This is a genomic window from Methylobacterium sp. AC690 (assembly GCF_979256535.1).
Map to the genome: position 1 here is coordinate 153,340 of NZ_CEEDOX010000015.1, position 17,744 is coordinate 171,083.

General features: G+C 71.0%; 14 protein-coding genes. 6 read left to right on the plus strand and 8 right to left on the minus strand.

What is annotated here, in order from left to right:
• Positions 1-6: 6 nt before the first annotated feature.
• On the minus strand, positions 7-2,160 hold the full coding sequence (locus AC0IY1_RS18390) for a S9 family peptidase (RefSeq protein ID WP_471771412.1): 2,154 nt from the start codon (positions 2,158-2,160) through the stop codon (positions 7-9).
• 454 nt (positions 2,161-2,614) lie between these two features.
• On the opposite strand from AC0IY1_RS18390, the gene AC0IY1_RS18395 reads away from it, so the two are divergent.
• Both AC0IY1_RS18395 and AC0IY1_RS18400 read left to right on the plus strand, forming a co-directional pair.
• A complete protein-coding gene (locus AC0IY1_RS18395) occupies positions 2,615-3,049 on the plus strand; it encodes a Ros/MucR family transcriptional regulator (RefSeq protein WP_055945938.1) in 435 nt (144 codons plus the stop codon).
• Between the two features lie 213 nt (positions 3,050-3,262).
• Positions 3,263-4,174, plus strand: a complete 912-nt coding sequence (locus AC0IY1_RS18400; protein WP_471771414.1) for a DUF6456 domain-containing protein — start codon at positions 3,263-3,265, stop codon at positions 4,172-4,174.
• An 18-nt stretch (positions 4,175-4,192) separates the two neighbouring features.
• On the opposite strand, the gene AC0IY1_RS18405 is transcribed toward AC0IY1_RS18400, so the two are convergent.
• From AC0IY1_RS18405 to AC0IY1_RS18415, 3 genes are all read right to left on the minus strand, one after another.
• Entirely contained in the window at positions 4,193-4,618 is a 426-nt protein-coding gene (locus tag AC0IY1_RS18405; RefSeq protein ID WP_055945943.1) for a SufE family protein, read from the minus strand.
• A gap of 69 nt (positions 4,619-4,687) precedes the next feature.
• Positions 4,688-5,728: a sensor histidine kinase gene (locus AC0IY1_RS18410; protein WP_055945946.1), complete on the minus strand. Its 1,041-nt coding sequence runs from the start codon at positions 5,726-5,728 to the stop codon at positions 4,688-4,690.
• A 145-nt stretch (positions 5,729-5,873) separates the two neighbouring features.
• Entirely contained in the window at positions 5,874-6,878 is a 1,005-nt protein-coding gene (locus tag AC0IY1_RS18415; RefSeq protein WP_055945949.1) for a 2-hydroxyacid dehydrogenase, read from the minus strand.
• A gap of 277 nt (positions 6,879-7,155) precedes the next feature.
• Here AC0IY1_RS18415 and AC0IY1_RS18420 point away from each other — a divergent pair, with 277 nt between their 5' ends.
• Positions 7,156-7,737: an SH3 domain-containing protein gene (locus AC0IY1_RS18420; RefSeq protein WP_471771417.1), complete on the plus strand. Its 582-nt coding sequence runs from the start codon at positions 7,156-7,158 to the stop codon at positions 7,735-7,737.
• A 25-nt stretch (positions 7,738-7,762) separates the two neighbouring features.
• Here AC0IY1_RS18420 and AC0IY1_RS18425 read toward each other — a convergent pair whose 3' ends face one another.
• Positions 7,763-8,179 (minus strand): cupin domain-containing protein, encoded by a 417-nt coding sequence (locus AC0IY1_RS18425; protein ID WP_471771419.1) that lies wholly within the window; start codon positions 8,177-8,179, stop codon positions 7,763-7,765.
• Positions 8,180-8,415: 236 nt separating this feature from the next.
• Positions 8,416-12,468 (minus strand): diguanylate cyclase domain-containing protein, encoded by a 4,053-nt coding sequence (locus tag AC0IY1_RS18430; RefSeq protein WP_471771421.1) that lies wholly within the window; start codon positions 12,466-12,468, stop codon positions 8,416-8,418.
• 1,142 nt (positions 12,469-13,610) lie between these two features.
• On the opposite strand from AC0IY1_RS18430, the gene AC0IY1_RS18435 reads away from it, so the two are divergent.
• Both AC0IY1_RS18435 and AC0IY1_RS18440 read left to right on the plus strand, forming a co-directional pair.
• A complete protein-coding gene (locus AC0IY1_RS18435; RefSeq protein WP_471771422.1) occupies positions 13,611-14,891 on the plus strand; it encodes a DNA-packaging protein in 1,281 nt (426 codons plus the stop codon).
• Positions 14,892-14,926: 35 nt separating this feature from the next.
• Positions 14,927-16,132 carry a phage portal protein gene (locus tag AC0IY1_RS18440; RefSeq protein WP_471771424.1) on the plus strand — a complete coding sequence of 402 codons (1,206 nt, stop codon included), beginning with the start codon at positions 14,927-14,929 and terminating at the stop codon, positions 16,130-16,132.
• Between the two features lie 40 nt (positions 16,133-16,172).
• Here AC0IY1_RS18440 and AC0IY1_RS18445 read toward each other — a convergent pair whose 3' ends face one another.
• Positions 16,173-16,475 (minus strand): PIN domain-containing protein, encoded by a 303-nt coding sequence (locus AC0IY1_RS18445; RefSeq protein WP_471771425.1) that lies wholly within the window; start codon positions 16,473-16,475, stop codon positions 16,173-16,175.
• A gap of 139 nt (positions 16,476-16,614) precedes the next feature.
• Positions 16,615-16,914 (minus strand): prevent-host-death protein, encoded by a 300-nt coding sequence (locus AC0IY1_RS18450; RefSeq protein ID WP_471771427.1) that lies wholly within the window; start codon positions 16,912-16,914, stop codon positions 16,615-16,617.
• Positions 16,915-17,097: 183 nt separating this feature from the next.
• Here AC0IY1_RS18450 and AC0IY1_RS18455 point away from each other — a divergent pair.
• On the plus strand, positions 17,098-17,744 hold a 647-nt coding region (locus AC0IY1_RS18455; protein WP_471771429.1), incomplete at its 3' end, for an HK97 family phage prohead protease.

The following is a 17,744-nucleotide window of genomic DNA, read 5'->3' on the forward strand; positions in this document are numbered from 1 at the left end:
GAGCCCTCAGGCCCTGCCGACGGCCTGCAGGGCGAAGGCCTGGATCAGGCCGACCTCCTCCAGGCGATCGAAGCGCCCAGCGGCGCCGCCATGCCCCGCCTCCATGTTGATGCGCAGGAGGATCGGTCCACCCCCCGTCATGGTCGCCCGCAGGCGCGCGACCCACTTCGCCGGCTCCCAGTAGGTCACGCGCGGGTCGGTCAGGCCACCGAGCGCCAGGATCGCGGGGTAAGGCTTGGCCGCCACGTTGTCGTAGGGCGAGTAGGCCAGGATGGTCTCGAAGGCCGCGAGGCTCTCGCGCGGGTTTCCCCATTCCGGCCATTCGGGGGGCGTCAGGGGCAGTTCACCATCCAGCATGGTGTTCAGCACGTCGACGAAGGGCACGTCGGCGACGATGCCGGCAAACAGCTCGGGCGCGAGGTTGGCGACCGCACCCATCAGCATGCCGCCGGCCGAGCCGCCATGCGCCACGATGCGGCCCTGGGCGGTGTAGTTGGCCTCGATCAGAGCGCGGGCACAGGCAACGAAATCCGTGAAGGTATTGGGCTTCTTCTCGCGCTTGCCATCGAGGTACCAGCGCCAGCCCTTCTCGGTCCCACCCCGCACGTGGGCGATGGCGTAGACGAAGCCGCGGTCCACCAGGGACAGCAGGTTGGTGCGGAAGGCCGCCGGCATCAGCGTCCCGTACGAGCCGTAGCCGTAAAGGAGCAGCGGGGCGGTGCCGTCGAGCGGGCAGTCGCGCCGGTGCAGCAGCGAAATCGGCACGGTCTCGCCGTCCGGTGCGGTGGCGAACAGGCGCCGGGTGACGTAGTCCGCAGGATTGTGGCCACTCGGAACGGCTTGCCGCTTGCGCAACTGCCGGGCCCGGGTGACGCAATCGTAATCGTAGGTCTCCGCGGGCGTCGTCATCGACGAGTAGGTGAAGCGGATCACCGCCGTCTCGAACTCATGCCCCGGCTGCAGGCCGAGGGAGTAGGCCTCCTCGGCGAAGGCCACCACATGCTCGTTGCCCTTGGTGTCGCGCACGACGATGCGCGGGCGGGCATTCTCGATCTCGAGGCGCACGAGATGGTCGGCGATCACGTGCTGGTGACGGATCATGACGCCCGGGCGGTGGGCAATGACGTCGGCCCAGTTCTGGCGACCAGGAGCCTCCACCCGGGCGGTGACGATCTTGAAGTCCTCGGCCCCGTCGGCATTCGTGAGGATGAAGAGGTGGTTGGCCCAGTTCTCGACCGAGTAGATCAGAAGCGGCTCGCGCGGCTGCACCACGGTGAGCGTGCCCTCCGCCGTCCGACGATCGAGCAGATGAACCTCGGACGTCTCGTGGTCGCTGGCCGTCACCGTGAGGTAGTCGCCTGACTGCGTCTCCTCGATATGGACGAAGAAGCCGGAATCGGCCTCCTCGTAGACGAGGGTATCAGCGTCCTGCGTGGTACCGAGGCGATGGCGCATGACCCGCGCAGGCCGGTGGTTGTCATCCACGGCGACGTAGAAGAAGGCTTGGGAATCGGCGGTCCAGACCACCTCACCGGTGGTCGCTTCGACGCGGTCCGTCAGCTCGGAGCCTGAATCAAGGTCGCGCACCCGAATGCTGTGCAATTCCGAGCCCTTGGTGTCGGCACTCCAGGCGAGCAACCGGTGGTCGTCGGAATGGACTGCTGCGGCGATCTCGAAGAAGGCCAGCCCCTCCCCCTCGCGGTCACCATCGATGAGGATGGCCTCCCCCTCTTCCGGCCCCCCGTCGGCCGCCGTCTCGGCGCCCTGGCCGGGGATCACCACGACGGTGCGCGGACGCCGGCACACCAACGGATGCTGTCCACCCTCGCGATGGCGGGTGTAATAAGCATAGGGGCCGTCGGGTTCGGGCACGCTGCTGTCGTCCTCCCGAATCCGCGCGCGCATCTCGGCAACGAGTGTTTTGCGCAGTGCAGCGGTGCTCGCGAGCGCAACGTCCGAGTAGGCGTTCTCGCTTGCCAGATGTTCCCGGATATCAACAGGTAAGGCCGCGGGATCCTTGAGGACATCCCGCCAATTGTCGGCTTTCAGCCAAGCATAGTCGTCGCGGATCATGCGACCATGGACTTCGTAGGTGTGCGGGCGCACGTCCGCGACCGGAGCGGTGGGCGAAACCGAAATGGTTGTTGACTGGGAAGCCATTGCGAAAAATCCTGACGCAGGGTCGAGACACGGAGATGCGTCGCTCCACGTTGTCGTGCCATGTGGCGCGGACGTGGGCAGCAAGCAAGCGTGCGGTCCGCGGGGCACTGAACCGACGAACGCGGCCGCGGCTGCGGCAATCTGTCCAAAGGGTTTCAGGGGGGCTGGCGCTCAGCCGGCCGGGATGAAGATCCCGAGAATTCGGCGCGGTTGAAATATTGTTCGCAGCAGTTGCTTGACGTTATCGAACTGCGCATGCGCGTCTTGCGATGTCATCGAGAATAGCATATCAAGAAATCGTAGCAGGCGAAGTTGCTGCGCATTCTATAGCGCATGCAGGACACACGGTGACGCTGCGGGATCGCCCCACAGAACGAGCGAGCATCGGCGCGATGGCGGCCGAATTGCTTGCGTACCTTATCCACTGCATCGCGTCAGGAGAGCTCTTCCGATTATGACCGACATCGAACACTCCGCGGATTATGTCGAACTGACCGTCGACATCGTTTCGGCTTATGTGAGCAACAACCCGGTGCCTCCCGGCGAGTTGGCTCAACTGATCACGCGCATTCATGGGGCGCTGACCCAAATTGCCAGCGGGCAGATCGAGGCGAAGGCGCCTGCAGCGTCGCTTCAGCCCGCAATCTCCGTGAAGAAGTCGGTGACGGCCGATCACATCATTTGCCTCGAAGACGGACGGACCTTCAAGTCGCTGAAGCGCCACCTGCGTGCCAAGTACGATATGAGCCCCGAGCAATACCGCGCCAAGTGGGGCCTGCCGCCCGACTACCCGATGGTTGCTCCGAACTACGCCAAGGCGCGCTCCGACCTGGCGAAGGCGATCGGCCTCGGACAAACCCGCAACGGAAACTACGACGAAGCGGCGTAAGCTTGCGAGCGCTCCGGAGCGCCTGCGGCGTCCGGAGCCTATCTCCGTTTGCGAAGAGCCTCGAAGCGCGTGTGACCGGGCCCGATCATTCCGAGCCGGGACCGGCTGATGGGTGTTCGGCAAAATCGCCGTCAAGACTTGTGTTAGGATATTTTTCCCGTACTGTCGGCATTCCGGCGCGTGGCGCTGCTGCCCTGAGTACTGGAACAAATCATGAACATTGATCGGACTGTCCCGTCGATCGCTGCGGTGCCGCCGGCCCGAGAGCACGGCCCCCGCCTTGCGCACCCCCAGCCCGCCCATCGCGGAAGCGAGACGCTGGGCTCCGAAGCCCGTCGTTTTCTCAACGCCCTGGCGCAGGAAGGGGCCTACGCGCTGCCCGATCCCACCGAGACGGAGGACTGGATTGTCCGGGAGGGTGGTACCGGCATCTCCGTCGGGGGTGGTCGCTTCGGACGAAGCGCCGGCGCCGAACTGCTGGCCCATGATCTGGTGGAACACGGCTCGGGACGCCGGGCCCGCATGACGATCAGTCCGGCAGGAGGGGCGCGGCTGCGCAGGGAGGCGGCCGGCTCTCAGACACCGTATCTCGCCCAGCATCTCGATCTCGTGAGCAGCTCCCTCGCGCCGGATCGGCCGGTCCGGGATGCATCCGAGAGCCCCCTGGCCTGGATGGCACGGCGGCGGGATCGCGACGGCACCCCCCTAATCGACGCAGCCTGCTTCGAGGCGGGGGAACGCCTGCGACGGGATCTGACCGGGGCGGCGCTGATGCCGCGGATGGGTCAGGATTGGAGCGGCGTGAAGGTCGATGGATCAGGTCCGCGGGATCCGGCCGCAGGCTCCAACGCGATGCTGGCCGCTCGCCAGCGGGTCCGGGCGGCCCTCGACGCTGTCGGCAGCGACCTGTCCGGCCTGCTGATCGACCTGTGCGGCTTCCTCAAGGGCCTCGAGCGGATCGAGGCGGAGCGACGCTGGCCGGCCCGCTCGGCGAAGGTGGTGGCGCGCATCGCCCTGGCGCGCCTGGCCGAACATTATGGACTGGAGCGCGCCGCGGTCGGGCCGGACCGTGCCCGCCCGCGCCTGTGGCGGGACACTTCGCTGCACGCCGCGCGGCGGAGCTGACCGGTTCTGGGGGGCCGTTCAGGCGGCCGTCAGGCGGATCGCGTCCCGGTGGATGCGCTCCGCCATGGCCCGGACGCCGTTGGAACGCTTCGAGGTCAGATGGGCCCCGAGCCCGATCTCCTTGAAGGTCTGGAAGACATCGACCTTGGCGATGTCTTCCGGCGCCTTGCCGTCGTGCAGGGCCATGACGAGGGCAATCAGCCCCTTGGTGATCACGGAATCGCTGGTCCCGCGCAGGTGCAGGCGGGGCGGGGCCTCGGCGCGGTCGATACGGGCATCGACCCAGACCTGGCTCTCGCAGCCATGGACCCGGTTCTCCTCGGTCAGCAACGCCTCCGGGAACGGCGGCAGGGCTCGCCCGAGTTCGATCAGGTACTCGTAGCGGTCCGGCCCCTCATCGAGGATGCTGAAGTTGTCGATGATCGTCGCAATGTCTGGAAGCATGGGTGGGGGAACGGCTCCTGCGCAGCGGCACCCTCGCGCATATAGTTCATCCCATCGCCAATGCGATCCTCAGGACGGCTGCGCGAGGACCTCGGGCAGTTGCAGTTCCAGGGGCTCGGCGGCGGTGCCGACGCCCCGAACGGCGATCTCGGCCTGGGACGCATAAGCGGCGATCAGGCGAGGGCCGAGATTTGGTACCTCGAGCTTGCCAGGGGCAGCGCCCTCCCCCGCGCCGGAGACGATGCTCAGGCGCACGGGGCCGCCGGCTGCCGCGTCGATCTGGATCGCGATGGCGCAAGCGACCGTCTCTGCGGTGGTGTCGAGGCATTCCGACACCACCTCGGCGACGATCATCCCCAGGGCGTTGGCGGTGCGCGGCTCGACCAGGCTGCTGCCGTGACCGCCGACGGTGACGCCGATGCGCCCGGCCCGGCGCAATTGGCCAAGGCCGGAGGCGAGACGGTGCAGGTAATCACGCAGGTCGATCGAGGCGATGTGCGGTGCCTCGTGCAAGTGCTGCTGCACGAGGGCGATGGCACGGACCCGCTGACCGAGCGCCTCGAAGCTGCCCCGGCAAGGGGCCGGCGCGGCGCGGCCGTAGAGGCCGATCAGGCTGACCATCACCTGGAGGTTGTTGCGCACCCGGTGGTAGACCTCGGCGAGGAGCGCCTCCTTCTCCACCAATGCGCGCTCCGAGTGCTCCTCGGCATGCTTGCGGTCGGTGATATCGAAGCAGGTCCCGAGGAAGCCGACGAAATCGCCGTTCTCGAGCAAGGGCTTGGCGGTATCGAGAAGCCACCGGTAGGCGCCGTCGTGCCGGCGCAGGCGGAACTCGGAGGTGAAGGGTTCCTGGGCGGCGAAGGCCTTGGCCACGATGGCGGCATGGCGCTCGAGGTCGTCGGGATGCAGGCCGCGGCGCCAGCCGTGGCCGAGTTCCTCCTCGACCGAGCGGCCCGTGAAGGCGAGCCAGGACTCATTGTGATGGACGGCGGCTCCCTGGGGATCGGCACGCCACATCATCAGAGGCACGAAATCGGCGAAACGCCGGAACTCGCCGCACCCCATAACACTCACCGATGCCGCCTCGGTCGACGGTGTGTCCGCGGCCATGATGTCTCGATCCACCCGTTCCAAACACCGACCCCGCCCGAGCCAGCGCCGGTCAACGTGCCGGGCATGGGCCCGTTCCGATCCTACGTTGTGATGGGGGGCCGCCATCCGCTGCAGGCATGGATGCCGCGGGACAGCCCCACCATCAGAGCATGCTCGGCAGGATCCGGTCGGGCGGCCGGTGCCCGTCCATGAAGGTCTTGATGTTGATGATGACCTTTTCGCCCATGTCGACGCGGCTCTCGTGGGTGGCCGAGCCCATGTGGGGCAGCAGCACGACCTTGCCGGCGCGGGCGAGCTTGACCAGGCGGGGGCTGACCGCCGGCTCCTGCTCGAAGACGTCGAGGCCGGCCCCGGAGATGTCGCCGGCCTCGAGCAGGCGGGCGAGGGCGGTCTCGTCGATGACCTCGCCGCGGGCGGTGTTCACCACCACGGCCTCGGGCTTCAGGAGCTTGAGGCGGCGGGCCGAGAGCAGGTGGTAGGTGGCCGGCGTGTGCGGGCAGTTCACCGACACGATGTCGACGCGGGCCAGCATCTGGTCGAGGGATTCCCAGTAGGTCGCGTCGAGGTCGCGCTCGATCTGCGCCGGGACGCGCCGGCGGTTGTGATAGTGGATCTGCAGGCCGAAGGCCTTGGCCCGGCGGGCCAGGGCCTGGCCGATCCGGCCCATCCCGACGATGCCGAGGCGCTTGCCGGTGATTCGGCGGCCGAGCATCCAGGTCGGCGACCAGCCGGTGGTCCAGGCGTCGTCCGGGATGATCCGGGCGCCCTCGGTGACCCGGCGGGCCACGGCGAGGATCAGCGCCATGGTCATGTCGGCGGTGTCCTCGGTGAGGACGCCGGGGGTGTTGGTGACGGTGATGCCGCGCTCCAATGCCGCGGCGACGTCGATGTGGTCGACGCCGTTGCCGAAGTTGGCGATCAGCCGCAGGTTCGGGCCGGCCTGAGCGAGAAGGCCCGAATCGATCTCGTCGGTCACGGTCGGGACCAGGACGTCGGCCTCGCGCACGGCCGCCATCAGGGCGTCGGGCGCCATCGGGGCATCGTCGGTGTTGAGTCGGATCTCGAAGAGCTCGCGCATGCGCGCCTCCACGACCTCGGGCAGACGCCGCGTGACGACCACGAGCGGCTTGCGCTTCAACGACGACATGCACCCTCCCCGCGAACGGTGTCGGCCAGCCCCGATCCGACCCGGCCGGTCTCCGGCGCGATCTCCGATGCGAGGGCGACACCGCCGGCTTACCGCGCGTTAACCACGCACCGGTCAAGACATTCGAGACGACCGGGCCGACGGCCGGAAGGCCACGACCCCAGGGTCCTCTCGACCCTGAGGCCTCTCTACCAGAGAGGCCGCGGAACACAATGCACGCCGGGGCCGGCCGCCAGCCTTCGGCCCGCAACCGGACAGCGTGAAGGATCACCGGACGATGCGCGCGCCTGCCCTGCTCCTCACCCTCGCGACCCTCCTGTCGGCCGGCGCCGCCGCGGCTGCCCCGGCCTCGGGGGCCGGGCCCGACGTCGCCCTGGGGCCGGTGACGAAGCTGCCGCTGCCGCGCTACGCCAGCCTGAAGACCGACCGGGTCAACCTGCGCGAGGGGCCCTCGAAGGACCACCGCACCCTCTGGGTGTTCCAGCGCGCCGGCCTGCCGGTCGAGATCGTCGCCGAGTTCGAGACCTGGCGCCGCATCCGCGATTCGGAGGGCACCGAGGGCTGGGTGCTGCACTCGCTGCTCTCGGGCCGGCGCACCTCCATCGTCACCGCCGGCAAGGGAAGCGACAAGGGCAGTGACAAGGGGGGCGACAAGGCTCCGGTGCCGCTCTACGCCAAGGCCGACGAGGCCTCCGGCGAGGAGGCCCGTCTCCAGGCCGGCGTCATCGGCAGCGTCAAGACCTGCACGGGCACCTGGTGCCGGATCATCGTGGCGCTGCCGCAGCGGCGCGGCGACGTGGACGGCTACATCCGCCAGGAGCGGCTCTGGGGCGTCTACCCCAACGAGAAGGTCGAGTAGGCCGCCCCTGCGGGACGGGCGCCGCTCATGATTGCCGCATGAAGGTGTCGGGCGTGCCCGTGCCGTCGCTGACGAAGCGGATGTCGCGAGGCTCGCGCCGAGGCGTGTCGACGGAGAGGAACACCATCGGCTGCTCGAGGATCTCCGGCACCGAATGCACCACGCCGCGCTTGAAGAACACCAGCTTGCCGGGGCCGACCTCCACCGGCGTCTCGTCGCCGAACTTCATCAGGCAGCGCCCGGACAGCACGTAGAGGTACTCGTCGCAGGAGGCGTGGCTGTGCGGCGGCGTCGGGTGGTAGACCCGGAACACCCGGGCGCTCGCCGCCGGATCGTCGGTGAAGCGGTGATCCGCCACCATGGTGTCGGAGGTCTCGGGCAGGCGCGCGGCCTGCTCCGCCACGTCGAAGACGCCGTGCGCCGTCAGGCTGTCCGTACTCATCGCCCGCATGTCCTTCCCGTTCCTCGGATGTCCGACAGCCTAGCGGAAAACGCAGCGCCGGGGAGCCTGTCGGCCCGCCGATTCCGCCGTCCCGTCCCAGCGGACCGGACGGCTCGGGCTCCGCGGCGCGGCGGCGTGGTGCGGTCGGCGGCGGGCCGGGCGCGGAGGACGCGCGTCCCGCCGTCGATGCGCCCCGCCTGCCGGATGGTCCGGCGGGCCCGGACGGCGGGCCGGCCTCACGCGGAGGCCCGTTGCGCCTCGGGGGCCCCCTGGGCGGCGCCGGTCCAGTTCCGGAGGAACCAGGGTATGCGCGCGCCGATCATCGGCTTCGCGTAGAGGTATCCCTGCGCGTAATCGCATCCCATCCGGACGAGCTGCTCCGCCTGCCCCCGGGTCTCGATGCCCTCCGCCGTGACCTGGAGATCCAGGCTGTGCCCGAGGCCGATCACCGCCGCCACGATGGCGGCGTCATCCGGGTCCTTCTCCATGTTGCGCACGAAGCTCTGGTCCACCTTGATGTGGCCCACCGGGAACTGCTTCAGATGCGTCAGGGACGCGAAGCCCGTCCCGAAATCGTCGAGCGTCACCAGCACGCCCGCGTCGTGCAGGCGCTGCAGCGTCTGCGGCACGCAATGGGAGCCCTGGCCCAGGAAGACGGTCTCCGTGATCTCCAGTTCGAAGGCGGCGGGCGGGACCTGGAACTGCTCCAGGACGGCGAGGACGTGGCCGGCGAGATCCGCCTTCCGGAACTCGGCGGAGGCGAAGTTCACCGCGACGCGACCGAAGGCGAGGGCGTCCCCGTGCCAGCTCCGCATGTCGGCGGCGATCTGCCGGATCAGGCAATCCCCCAGGGCCGTGGCGAGCTCGGGATCTTCGAAGACCAGCCCGAAATAGCCGGGCGTCACCAGGCCGTGGGCCGGATGCTGCCAGCGCGCCAGGGCCTCGAAGCCGACGACGGCGCCGGTCCGCAGGCAGACCTTGGGCTGATAGAAGGGCACGAAGGCGCCGGCGTCGATCCCGGCGCGGATTTCCGCGATGAGGCCGACGCGGTGTTCGGTTTCGGCGCGCATGGACGGATCGAACACGACGGCGCGGTTCCGCCCCGACGCCTTGGCGCGGTCGAGCGCGATATCCGCATCCTTGAGCAGTTCGAGGCCATCGCGGTGATGGTCGGGAAACGCGGTGATTCCGATGCTCGCCTTGCAGGTGAGCGCGCGGCCGCGATAGCTCAGCGGCGCGTGAAGCCGCTCCAACAGCGTCGATGCGAACGGGACCGCGTGCGCGAGCCCCGGCGCCTCGGTCAGGAGCAGCGCGAACTCGTCGCCGCCGAGGCGCGCCACCGCATCCCGCGGGCCGAGACCGGCCCGGAGGCGCTGGGCGACCTCGACGAGCACGGCATCCCCCACGTCGTGGCCCAGGGTCTCGTTCACGTCCTTGAACCCGTCGAGGTCGATCAGCAGCAGGCTGACGCACGCCCCCGCCCGCTCGGCCTCCGTCAGCGCCGCCTCGAGCTGCTGCAGGAAGAAGCCGCGGTTGGCGAGGCCCGTGAGGCCGTCGTGATGGGCGACCGACCAGGCATGCTCCTCGGCGCGCTTGCGGTCCGTGATGTCGAAGGTGATGCCCACGATCCGGTCGTCGGTGACCCGATCGGCCCGCATGATCAGCCACATCATCGGCCCCGCGGGATGGAAGTACCGGAACTCGACCGCGTGCGCGGTTCCGCCATAGGCGACGAAGTTCTCGACCTGCGGCCGGTCGGCCGGGTGGACCTGGTCGATCAGCAGCGCGATCGACCCCGAGCCGATGCCCAGGAGGGCCATCGCGTTGGCCGAGCGGGTGGCCAATCCCGTCGTCATGTCCCGCTCCCAGGCGACCATGCGCCCCGCCTGGAGCGCCAGGCGCAGGCGCTCCTCGCTGCTGCGCAGGGCGGAGTTCGCCTCGCGAGGCTCGGTGACGTCGTGCATCGCCCCGACCATGCGGAGGGCCCGCCCGGCCTCGTCCCGCACGATGAAGCCCCGGTCGATCACCTCCGCGTAGGTGTCGTCGACGCGCAGGAAGCGGTACGCCTCGTCCCACCGGTCGTCCGGCCCCCCGACGGCCTCCTGGACGGAGGCCAGGACGCGGGCCCGGTCATCCGGGTGGATCCGGCCGGCCCACGATGCGCCGCCCTGGTCGCTTCCGGAATCGCCTTCCCCGAAGAGATGCGGAGCGGCCTCGCTCCACTGGGTCTCGTCGGTCGTCAGGTCCCAGTCCCAGACGGCGTCGCGCGTCGCACGCACGGCGAGGCGATGGCGCTCCTCCTGGATGCGCAGCGCTTCCGTGGCCTGGCGCGCCTCGTGGATGTCCGTCGCGACGCCGACCCACTCGACGAGCCGGCCGGTTTCGTCCTTCAGCGGGACGGCGCGGGCCGAGATCCAGCGGTACCCGCCGGACGCGTGGCGGGCCCGGTACTCGACGACGCCGGTCTCCGCCGTGGCGGTGATCCGCCGCCACGCCGACAGCGCATGGGCGCGGTCCTCGGGATGGACGACGTCGAGCCATCCATCGCCCCCGGCGGCCCCCTGGTCCTGGCCCGTCTGGCGTTCCCAGCCCCCGCTGTCGATGATGCGGCCATCCGGGCCGGCCCGCCAGACCGTCGAGGCGCTGGCGTCGATCAGCGCCGTGTAGCGCTTCAGGATCCGCTGCAATTCGCCCTCGGCATCGGCATCGGCCTGCGGGACGCGTTCGGAGGACCCTGCGGGCACCGGGGCGGTCGGCGCGCAGGCCGGGCTTCCCGCGTCCCGTGCGCCCGCGACCAGCACCCGGTTGCGGCCCTGCCGCTTGGCCTCGTACAGGGCGACGTCCGCGGCCTCGAACCACGCCTCCGTCGTCAGGCCGGGGCCGTGCGCGGCGTGCACGACGCCGCAGCTGACCGTGACGACGCCGTGATCCTGGCCGGCATGCGGCATCCCTTCCGCGACGATGGCCTGACGGACGCGCTCGGCGCAGGCGAGGGCCTCCGCCTCGGTCGCAGGTGCGAGGATCAGCGCGAATTCCTCGCCGCCGATCCGGCAGGCGAGACCGCCCGCGGCGCGGGCCTCGCGCATCAGGGTGGCGGCGATGGCCTTCAGCACCCGGTCGCCCGCCAGGTGACCGTACAGATCGTTGTAGCGCTTGAACCGGTCGGTATCGAACAGCAGCAGCGCCATGGCGTCCGGCCCGGCTTCTGCGCGGCCCGCCGCCAAAGCCTCGTCGAACTGCCGGCGGTTCGCCAATCCCGTCAGGGCATCGGTGCTCGCGAGGCGGACGAGTTCGAGGCGCGTCCCCTCCGCGGCGTCCTCCGCGCTGATCCGGCGGCGCAGCTCCCGATGGAGGAAGACCGACAGGACGCTCGTGGCGGCACACATCGCCACCAGGACGAGGGCGAGGGACAGGGCCTTGGGCCGCCAGGCCTCGTTGATCGAGGCGATGCTGAGGGCCACGTTGATGCGCAGCGGCCAGCGTCCGACGCGCTTGAAGGTGTACAGGCGGTCGACGCCGTCCATGGACGACGAGGCGATCAGCTGGCCGGAATCCTCCCGGATGAAGCGCTGGACGCTGGCCACGGAAGACATGTCGCGGCCGGGCAGGAGCGAGTCGGCCGGCGTTCGGACGAGCAGGACCCCGTCGTCGTGGAAGAGGTTGATGGCGGCCTTCGCCTCGGTGTTGAGGCGGCGGAAGATCTCCGTGAAGTAGGCGATCTCGATGGTTCCGATGACGACGCCGGCGAACGACCCGTCCGCGTAGCTGACGCGGCGGCTCAGCGGCAGCACGAACCGGCCGCTCACGCCCGACCGCATCGGCCGCCCGAGATGCAGCCCGAGATCCGCACGGTCCCGGTGGACCCGGAAGTACCGGCGGTCCGACGCGTTCAGGCGGCGCGGAACGACCGAATGGGAATCGACGTAGGCTTGTCCGTGCTCGTCCAGAACGAAGATGGAGCCGAAACCCGGTGCCGAGGAGGCCCGGTCGAAGAGCGCGAGCCGCCGGACCTCCGGGGAGATGCCCTCCAGCTCGGGCGATTGCAGGCGCTCGACGACGGCCTGGAGCGAGAGATCGTAGAGCTCGATATCGCGGTCGAGGGTGCGCTCGGCACTGCGGAGCAGGGTCTCCGACGTGAGGGTGGCCTGGCTCCAGGCATGCTCGCGCATGTTCAGGACGACGCCGCCGGTCATGGCGCAGAGAACCACCACGACCGCCACGCTGAAACCCGTGATCACGCGCGAGAGGTGAGTCGGGCGCTCCATGTTCAGCGTGTGCGGGCGTGACACCGTGGGACCCAGACAAGAAACCACCGATCGGAAGCGAGATCGTGCTGACAAAATACTAAGATCGCGTTGCCACCGCAGTCAGTCGTCGGAAGTCTTCGGCTCGAGATCTGGCTCCCGAAGATCTCAGCGGTTTCGATCCCCGTCCGATACCGTACTGAGGCGCGCAAATACCTGCCGTTTTCTCGAACGGACGCTCCAGGCTGCATCGTGTCAGGCCACCGCAAAGCCGCGGACTTCGGAGGTCTGCCGGTTGGCGCGCGAATTCTGCCGAACGCGCGACCGCCCCGCCGGCGGGTGCCGCGCCGGCAGCCGCGATCCCGGCCCCGCGGGACACCCCGGCGATCTACGAATAAAATCCGATTTAGGATTATATGTTTGACACCGCGACGCTCCTGGGGTATCCCTACGGCACGCTCAGGAAGTGTGGGTGGCAAGGGAGGCGGCGATGGCGAAGCTCGTGCCGATCGTCGCGTCGATCCGGGGGGCCGTCGAGGCGGCCATGCGGGACACCGCGCGCCCTGTCACCGCCATCGCGGCCGAGACCGGGGTGCGGGTCACCACGATCCGGACCTGGAACAAGCGCTTCGGCTGGCGCCCCGCGGCGGCGACGGCCTCCACGGCCTTCACCCCCGCGCGCTGGAAGCCGGCGCGGCGGGCGGCGGTGGCGCGGCTCTACCGCGAGGACTGGATCGACATCGGCGACCTGGCCCAGGCCCTGGGCGTGGCCCGGCACCGGGCCGAGGCCCTGTTCGCCCAGTGCGGCCTGGAGGGACGCCGGCCCGGCGAGGTCGGGCGCGCCCTGGGCCTGGACACCGATCCCCGCCGGATGCGGGCGGCGCTCCGGGCGCAGATCGCCCGGCAGATCCTGCATTTCGACGCGGCCCTGAACGGGGCGGCGGGCGTTCCGGCCTTCGACAGCGCCCGGGTCCTGCGGGATCTCGGCGGGCTGAAGCGCCTCCTCGACGAGACCACGGATGACGGGCGGGGAGGACGCGATGGCTCGGCATCCGGCGACAGCGGCGGTTCGTCCGGCGATCGGTTCGCCGGCGATGGGCCCGCCGATGATCTGCCCGCCGATGATCTGCCCGCCCTGCGCGCGGAGATCGCGCGCCGTGCTGAGGCGCTCGGCGGCGAGCGGGCGGATGCCGGTCCTGCTGGCGAGCCTGCCGCCGGCCCAGATCCGGGCCCTGGCGACGGACTGGCTCCTGGCGGCGCGCGACGACCAGCTTCCGCCCTGCCCGGCCCTGGCGGACTGGACCACCTGGGCGGTGATCGGCGGGCGCAGCGCGGGCAAGACCCGGACGGGGGCGGAGTGGGTCCGCGCCCTGGCGCTGGGTGACCCGGCCTTCACCGCCCGCCCGGTCGGGCGCATCGCCCTCGTGGGCGAGACCTTCGCGGATGTCCGCGACGTCATGGTGGAGGGTCCGTCCGGCCTCCTCGGCCTGCCCGGGCAACGGCCGCGCTGGTCGCCCTCGCGCCGGCGCCTCGAATGGGACAACGGCGCGGTCGGCCTCGCCTTCTCGGCCGAGGAGCCGGATTCCCTGCGCGGGCCCCAGTTCGGCGCGGTCTGGTCGGACGAGATCGCCAAGTGGCGCTACGCCGAGGCCGCCTACGACATGATCCAGTTCGGCCTGCGCCTGGGGCACCGTCCGCGCGGCCTCGTCACCACCACGCCCCGGCCGATCCCGCTCTTGCGGCGGATCCTGGCGGATCCGCTGACCGTGGTCAGCCGGGCCCGCACCGCCGACAACGCGGCGAACCTCGCCCCGGCCTTCCTCGCGGCGGTGGTGGGGCGCTATGCCGGCACCCGCCTCGGGCGCCAGGAGCTCGACGGCGAGCTGATCGCGGACCGGCCCGACGCCCTCTGGCAGCGCGACCGCCTGGAGGCCGCCCGCGTCCCGACGGCGCCGGACGCCCTGCGCCGCATCGTGGTGGCGGTGGATCCGCCGGCCTCCTCGAAGGCCGGGGCGGATGCCTGCGGGATCGTCGCCGCCGGCCTCGACGCCGCGGGCCAGGCCTACGTGCTGGCCGACGCCACCCTGGCCCGGGCCGCCCCCGAGACCTGGGCCGCGACGGCGCTGGCGCTCTACCACCGCCTCGCGGCCGACAGCCTCGTGGTCGAGGTCAACCAGGGGGGCGAGATGGCCACCGCCGTCCTGCACCAGGTCGACGCCGCCGTGCCGGTGACCCCCGTGCGGGCGACGCGCGGCAAGTACCTGCGGGCCGAGCCGGTCTCGATGCTCTACGCGCAAGGGCGCGTCCACCACGTCGGCGCCCTGCCGGCGCTGGAGGACGAGCTCTGCGATTTCGGGCCGGACGGCCTCTCCTCCGGCGCCTCGCCGGACCGCCTCGACGCCCTGGTCTGGGCCCTGACGCACCTGCTCCTGCGTAGCGGCCCCGAGCCGCGCATCCGGCGCCTCTGACCGCCGTTCCACACCGATGCTTCCGCGAGGCCCCGATGGCGAACCTCCTCTCCCGGCTCGTGCGCCGGGCCGCCCCCGACACCAAGGCTGCACCGGACACCAAGGCTGCCCCCGACACCAAGGCCGCGCCCCTCGCGGCACCCTATGCGAGCGTCGGCGTCGCCTTCTACGGCGAGGGCCGGGCCTCCTGGACGCCGCGGGACATCGGGGCGCTGGCCCGGGCGGGCTTCCAGCGCAACGCCATCGTCCACCGGGCCGTGCGGCTGGTGGCCGAGGCCGCCGCCGCCCTGCCGCTCGGGCTGGCGGGGGCCGGCGTCGCCGAACCGCACCCTCTGACCGCGCTGCTGGCCCGGCCGAACCCGCGCCAGGGCGGCGCGGCCCTGCTCGAATCGCTCTACGGGCACCTGATGGTCTCGGGGAACGCCTACCTCCAGGCCACGGGCCTCGACGGCGTGCCCCGCGAGCTCCACGCCCTGCGTCCCGACCGGATGCGGGTGGTGCCCGGCCCCGACGGCTGGCCGGCGGCCTACGACTACGCGGTGGGCGGCCGCACCCTGCGCTTCGACCAGGGCGGGGACGGGGTGCCGCCGATCCTCCACCTCACCCTGTTCCACCCCACCGACGACCATTACGGCCTCGCGCCGATGGAGGCGGCGGCCGCCGCCCTCGACATCCACAACGCGGCGGGGGCCTGGAACAAGGCGCTGCTCGACAACGCCGCCCGGCCCTCCGGCGCCCTGGTCTTCGCCACCGCCGCCGGCGCCACCCTGAGCGACGCGCAGTTCACCCGGCTCAAGGGCGAGCTCGAGGCGAACTACCAGGGCGCCGGCAATGCCGGGCGGCCCCTGCTGCTGGAGGGCGGGCTCGACTGGAAGCCCCTGTCGCTCTCGCCCAAGGACATGGATTTCGTCGAGGCCAAGAGCGGCGCCGCCCGCGAGATCGCCCTCGCCTTCGGAGTGCCGCCCCTGCTGCTCGGCCTGCCCGGCGACAACACCCACGCCAACTACGCCGAGGCCAACCGCGCCTTCTACCGCCAGACCGTGATCCCCCTGGTGCGCCGCACCGCCGAGGCCCTGGCCCACTGGCTGGAGCCGGCCTTCGGCCCCGCCCGCCTGGAGCCCGACCTCGACGCCATCGAGGCCCTGGCCCCCGAGCGCGAGAGCCTGTGGCGCCGGGTCCAGGCCGCCGACTTCCTCACCGAGGCGGAGAAGCGCGAGGCGGTGGGCTACGGGCCGCGCTGAGGTCGGACGGTCCGCCGACCCGAGCCGCGGATCCTGTGTCTCAGGACCCGTCCGAACCCGGAGGATCCGTTTCGGACCGGCTCGCCAGCCGCACCTGCGCCGACCCGGAGCAGCGGACGAACGCCACCGGGTAAGCCGGAACGTGCCGGTCCTCGGAGACGAAGACGGCGCCCTCGGCCTTCGCCTGGGCGATGAGCAGGTGATGCCACGGATCCCCGTGCTGCCGGGGAAGGTCGCCGAGGGCCAGCAGATGCGCCGGGGTGATCCCGACGCTGTCGAAGCCCTGGTCCCGCGCCGCGTCGAGGATGCTGCCGGGATCGGCCTTGAGCTGTCCGACCCGCACCTTCCCTGGATCTCCCAGAGGGACGCGACCGAGACGCGGACGTCGTTGGCGGGGTCCGCGATCAGGTCCTGGGCGGCCCGGCCGAATCTCGGGTCTGCGAGCAGCCACCAGAGCAGGGCGTGGGTGTCGAGGAGAAGCCTCACGCCTCCTCGCATTCCGCATCCTCGCCTTCCGCATCCTCGCCTTCCATGGCGGCCAGCGGCTCAGGGGGCAGGACATCGAAATCCGGTGCCCTGTCGATCTGCCCGCGCAGGGTGCCAGGCCGGCGCCGACCTGACGGCGGGGGCGGCGGACCGATCGCGATCACCGCGTGGCGGGCAGTCACCGCGAAGGACGCGCCATGGCGCACCTGGCGCATGCAACCGGCGACGTTGCCGCGAAACTCGCGCACGCCGACCTTTCGCGGCGGCTCCGGTGACGCCTCGTCGTCGTGGGCCACGACCCGCCTCCCCTGTGCACACACGATGTGGACACCGGGGAGCCAAGCGGTTCAACGCGAACCGCCCGGGTCCGTCGCACCGCGGCTCTCCCCCGGCCCCTTACAGGGTCCCGACCGGGACAGCCCGGACAAGGATCCGATCGGGGGACCGTCCCCCTCTCAATCCCCGCCGCGGAGTCTCCCATGGACGGCCATTTCACCGGCTATGCCAGCCTGTTCGGCGTGCCCGATCTCGGGCGCGACGTGGTGGCGCCGGGCGCCTTCGCGGCCAGCCTCGCGGCGCGGGGCGGCGCGGGGGTGCGGATGCTCTGGCAGCACGATCCGGCCGAGCCGGTGGGACATTGGCTCGCCCTGCACGAGGATGCCCGCGGCCTGCGCGTGGCGGGCCAGCTCAACCTCGCGGTCCAGCGCGCCCGCGAGCTCGACGCCCTGCTCGGCGCGGGCGGCCTCGACGGGCTCTCGATCGGGTTCCGCACGGTGCGGGCGCAGCCCCAGCGGGGCGGCCTGCGCCGGCTCGAGGCGATCGACCTGTGGGAGATCTCCCTGGTCACCTTTCCGCTCCAGGCGGGCGCGCGGATCGCGGCCCCGGTCCAAGCCGGCGCAGCCGTGATCCAGGCCGGCGCAGCCGTGATCCAAGCCGGCGCCGCCGTGATCCCAGGCGGGGCAGCCCCGGTCCAGGCCGGCGCCGCCCTGGCGCAGGACATCCGGGCCCTGGCCCACCGCATGGCGCCGCCCCGGCGCGCGGCTTCCCCCTTCACCCGGCCCGGGCCCCGGCCCGCGGCCTTGTCCTCCAGGAGCGGCAGGGCGCCCTTCACCTCGGGGGCGTGCGG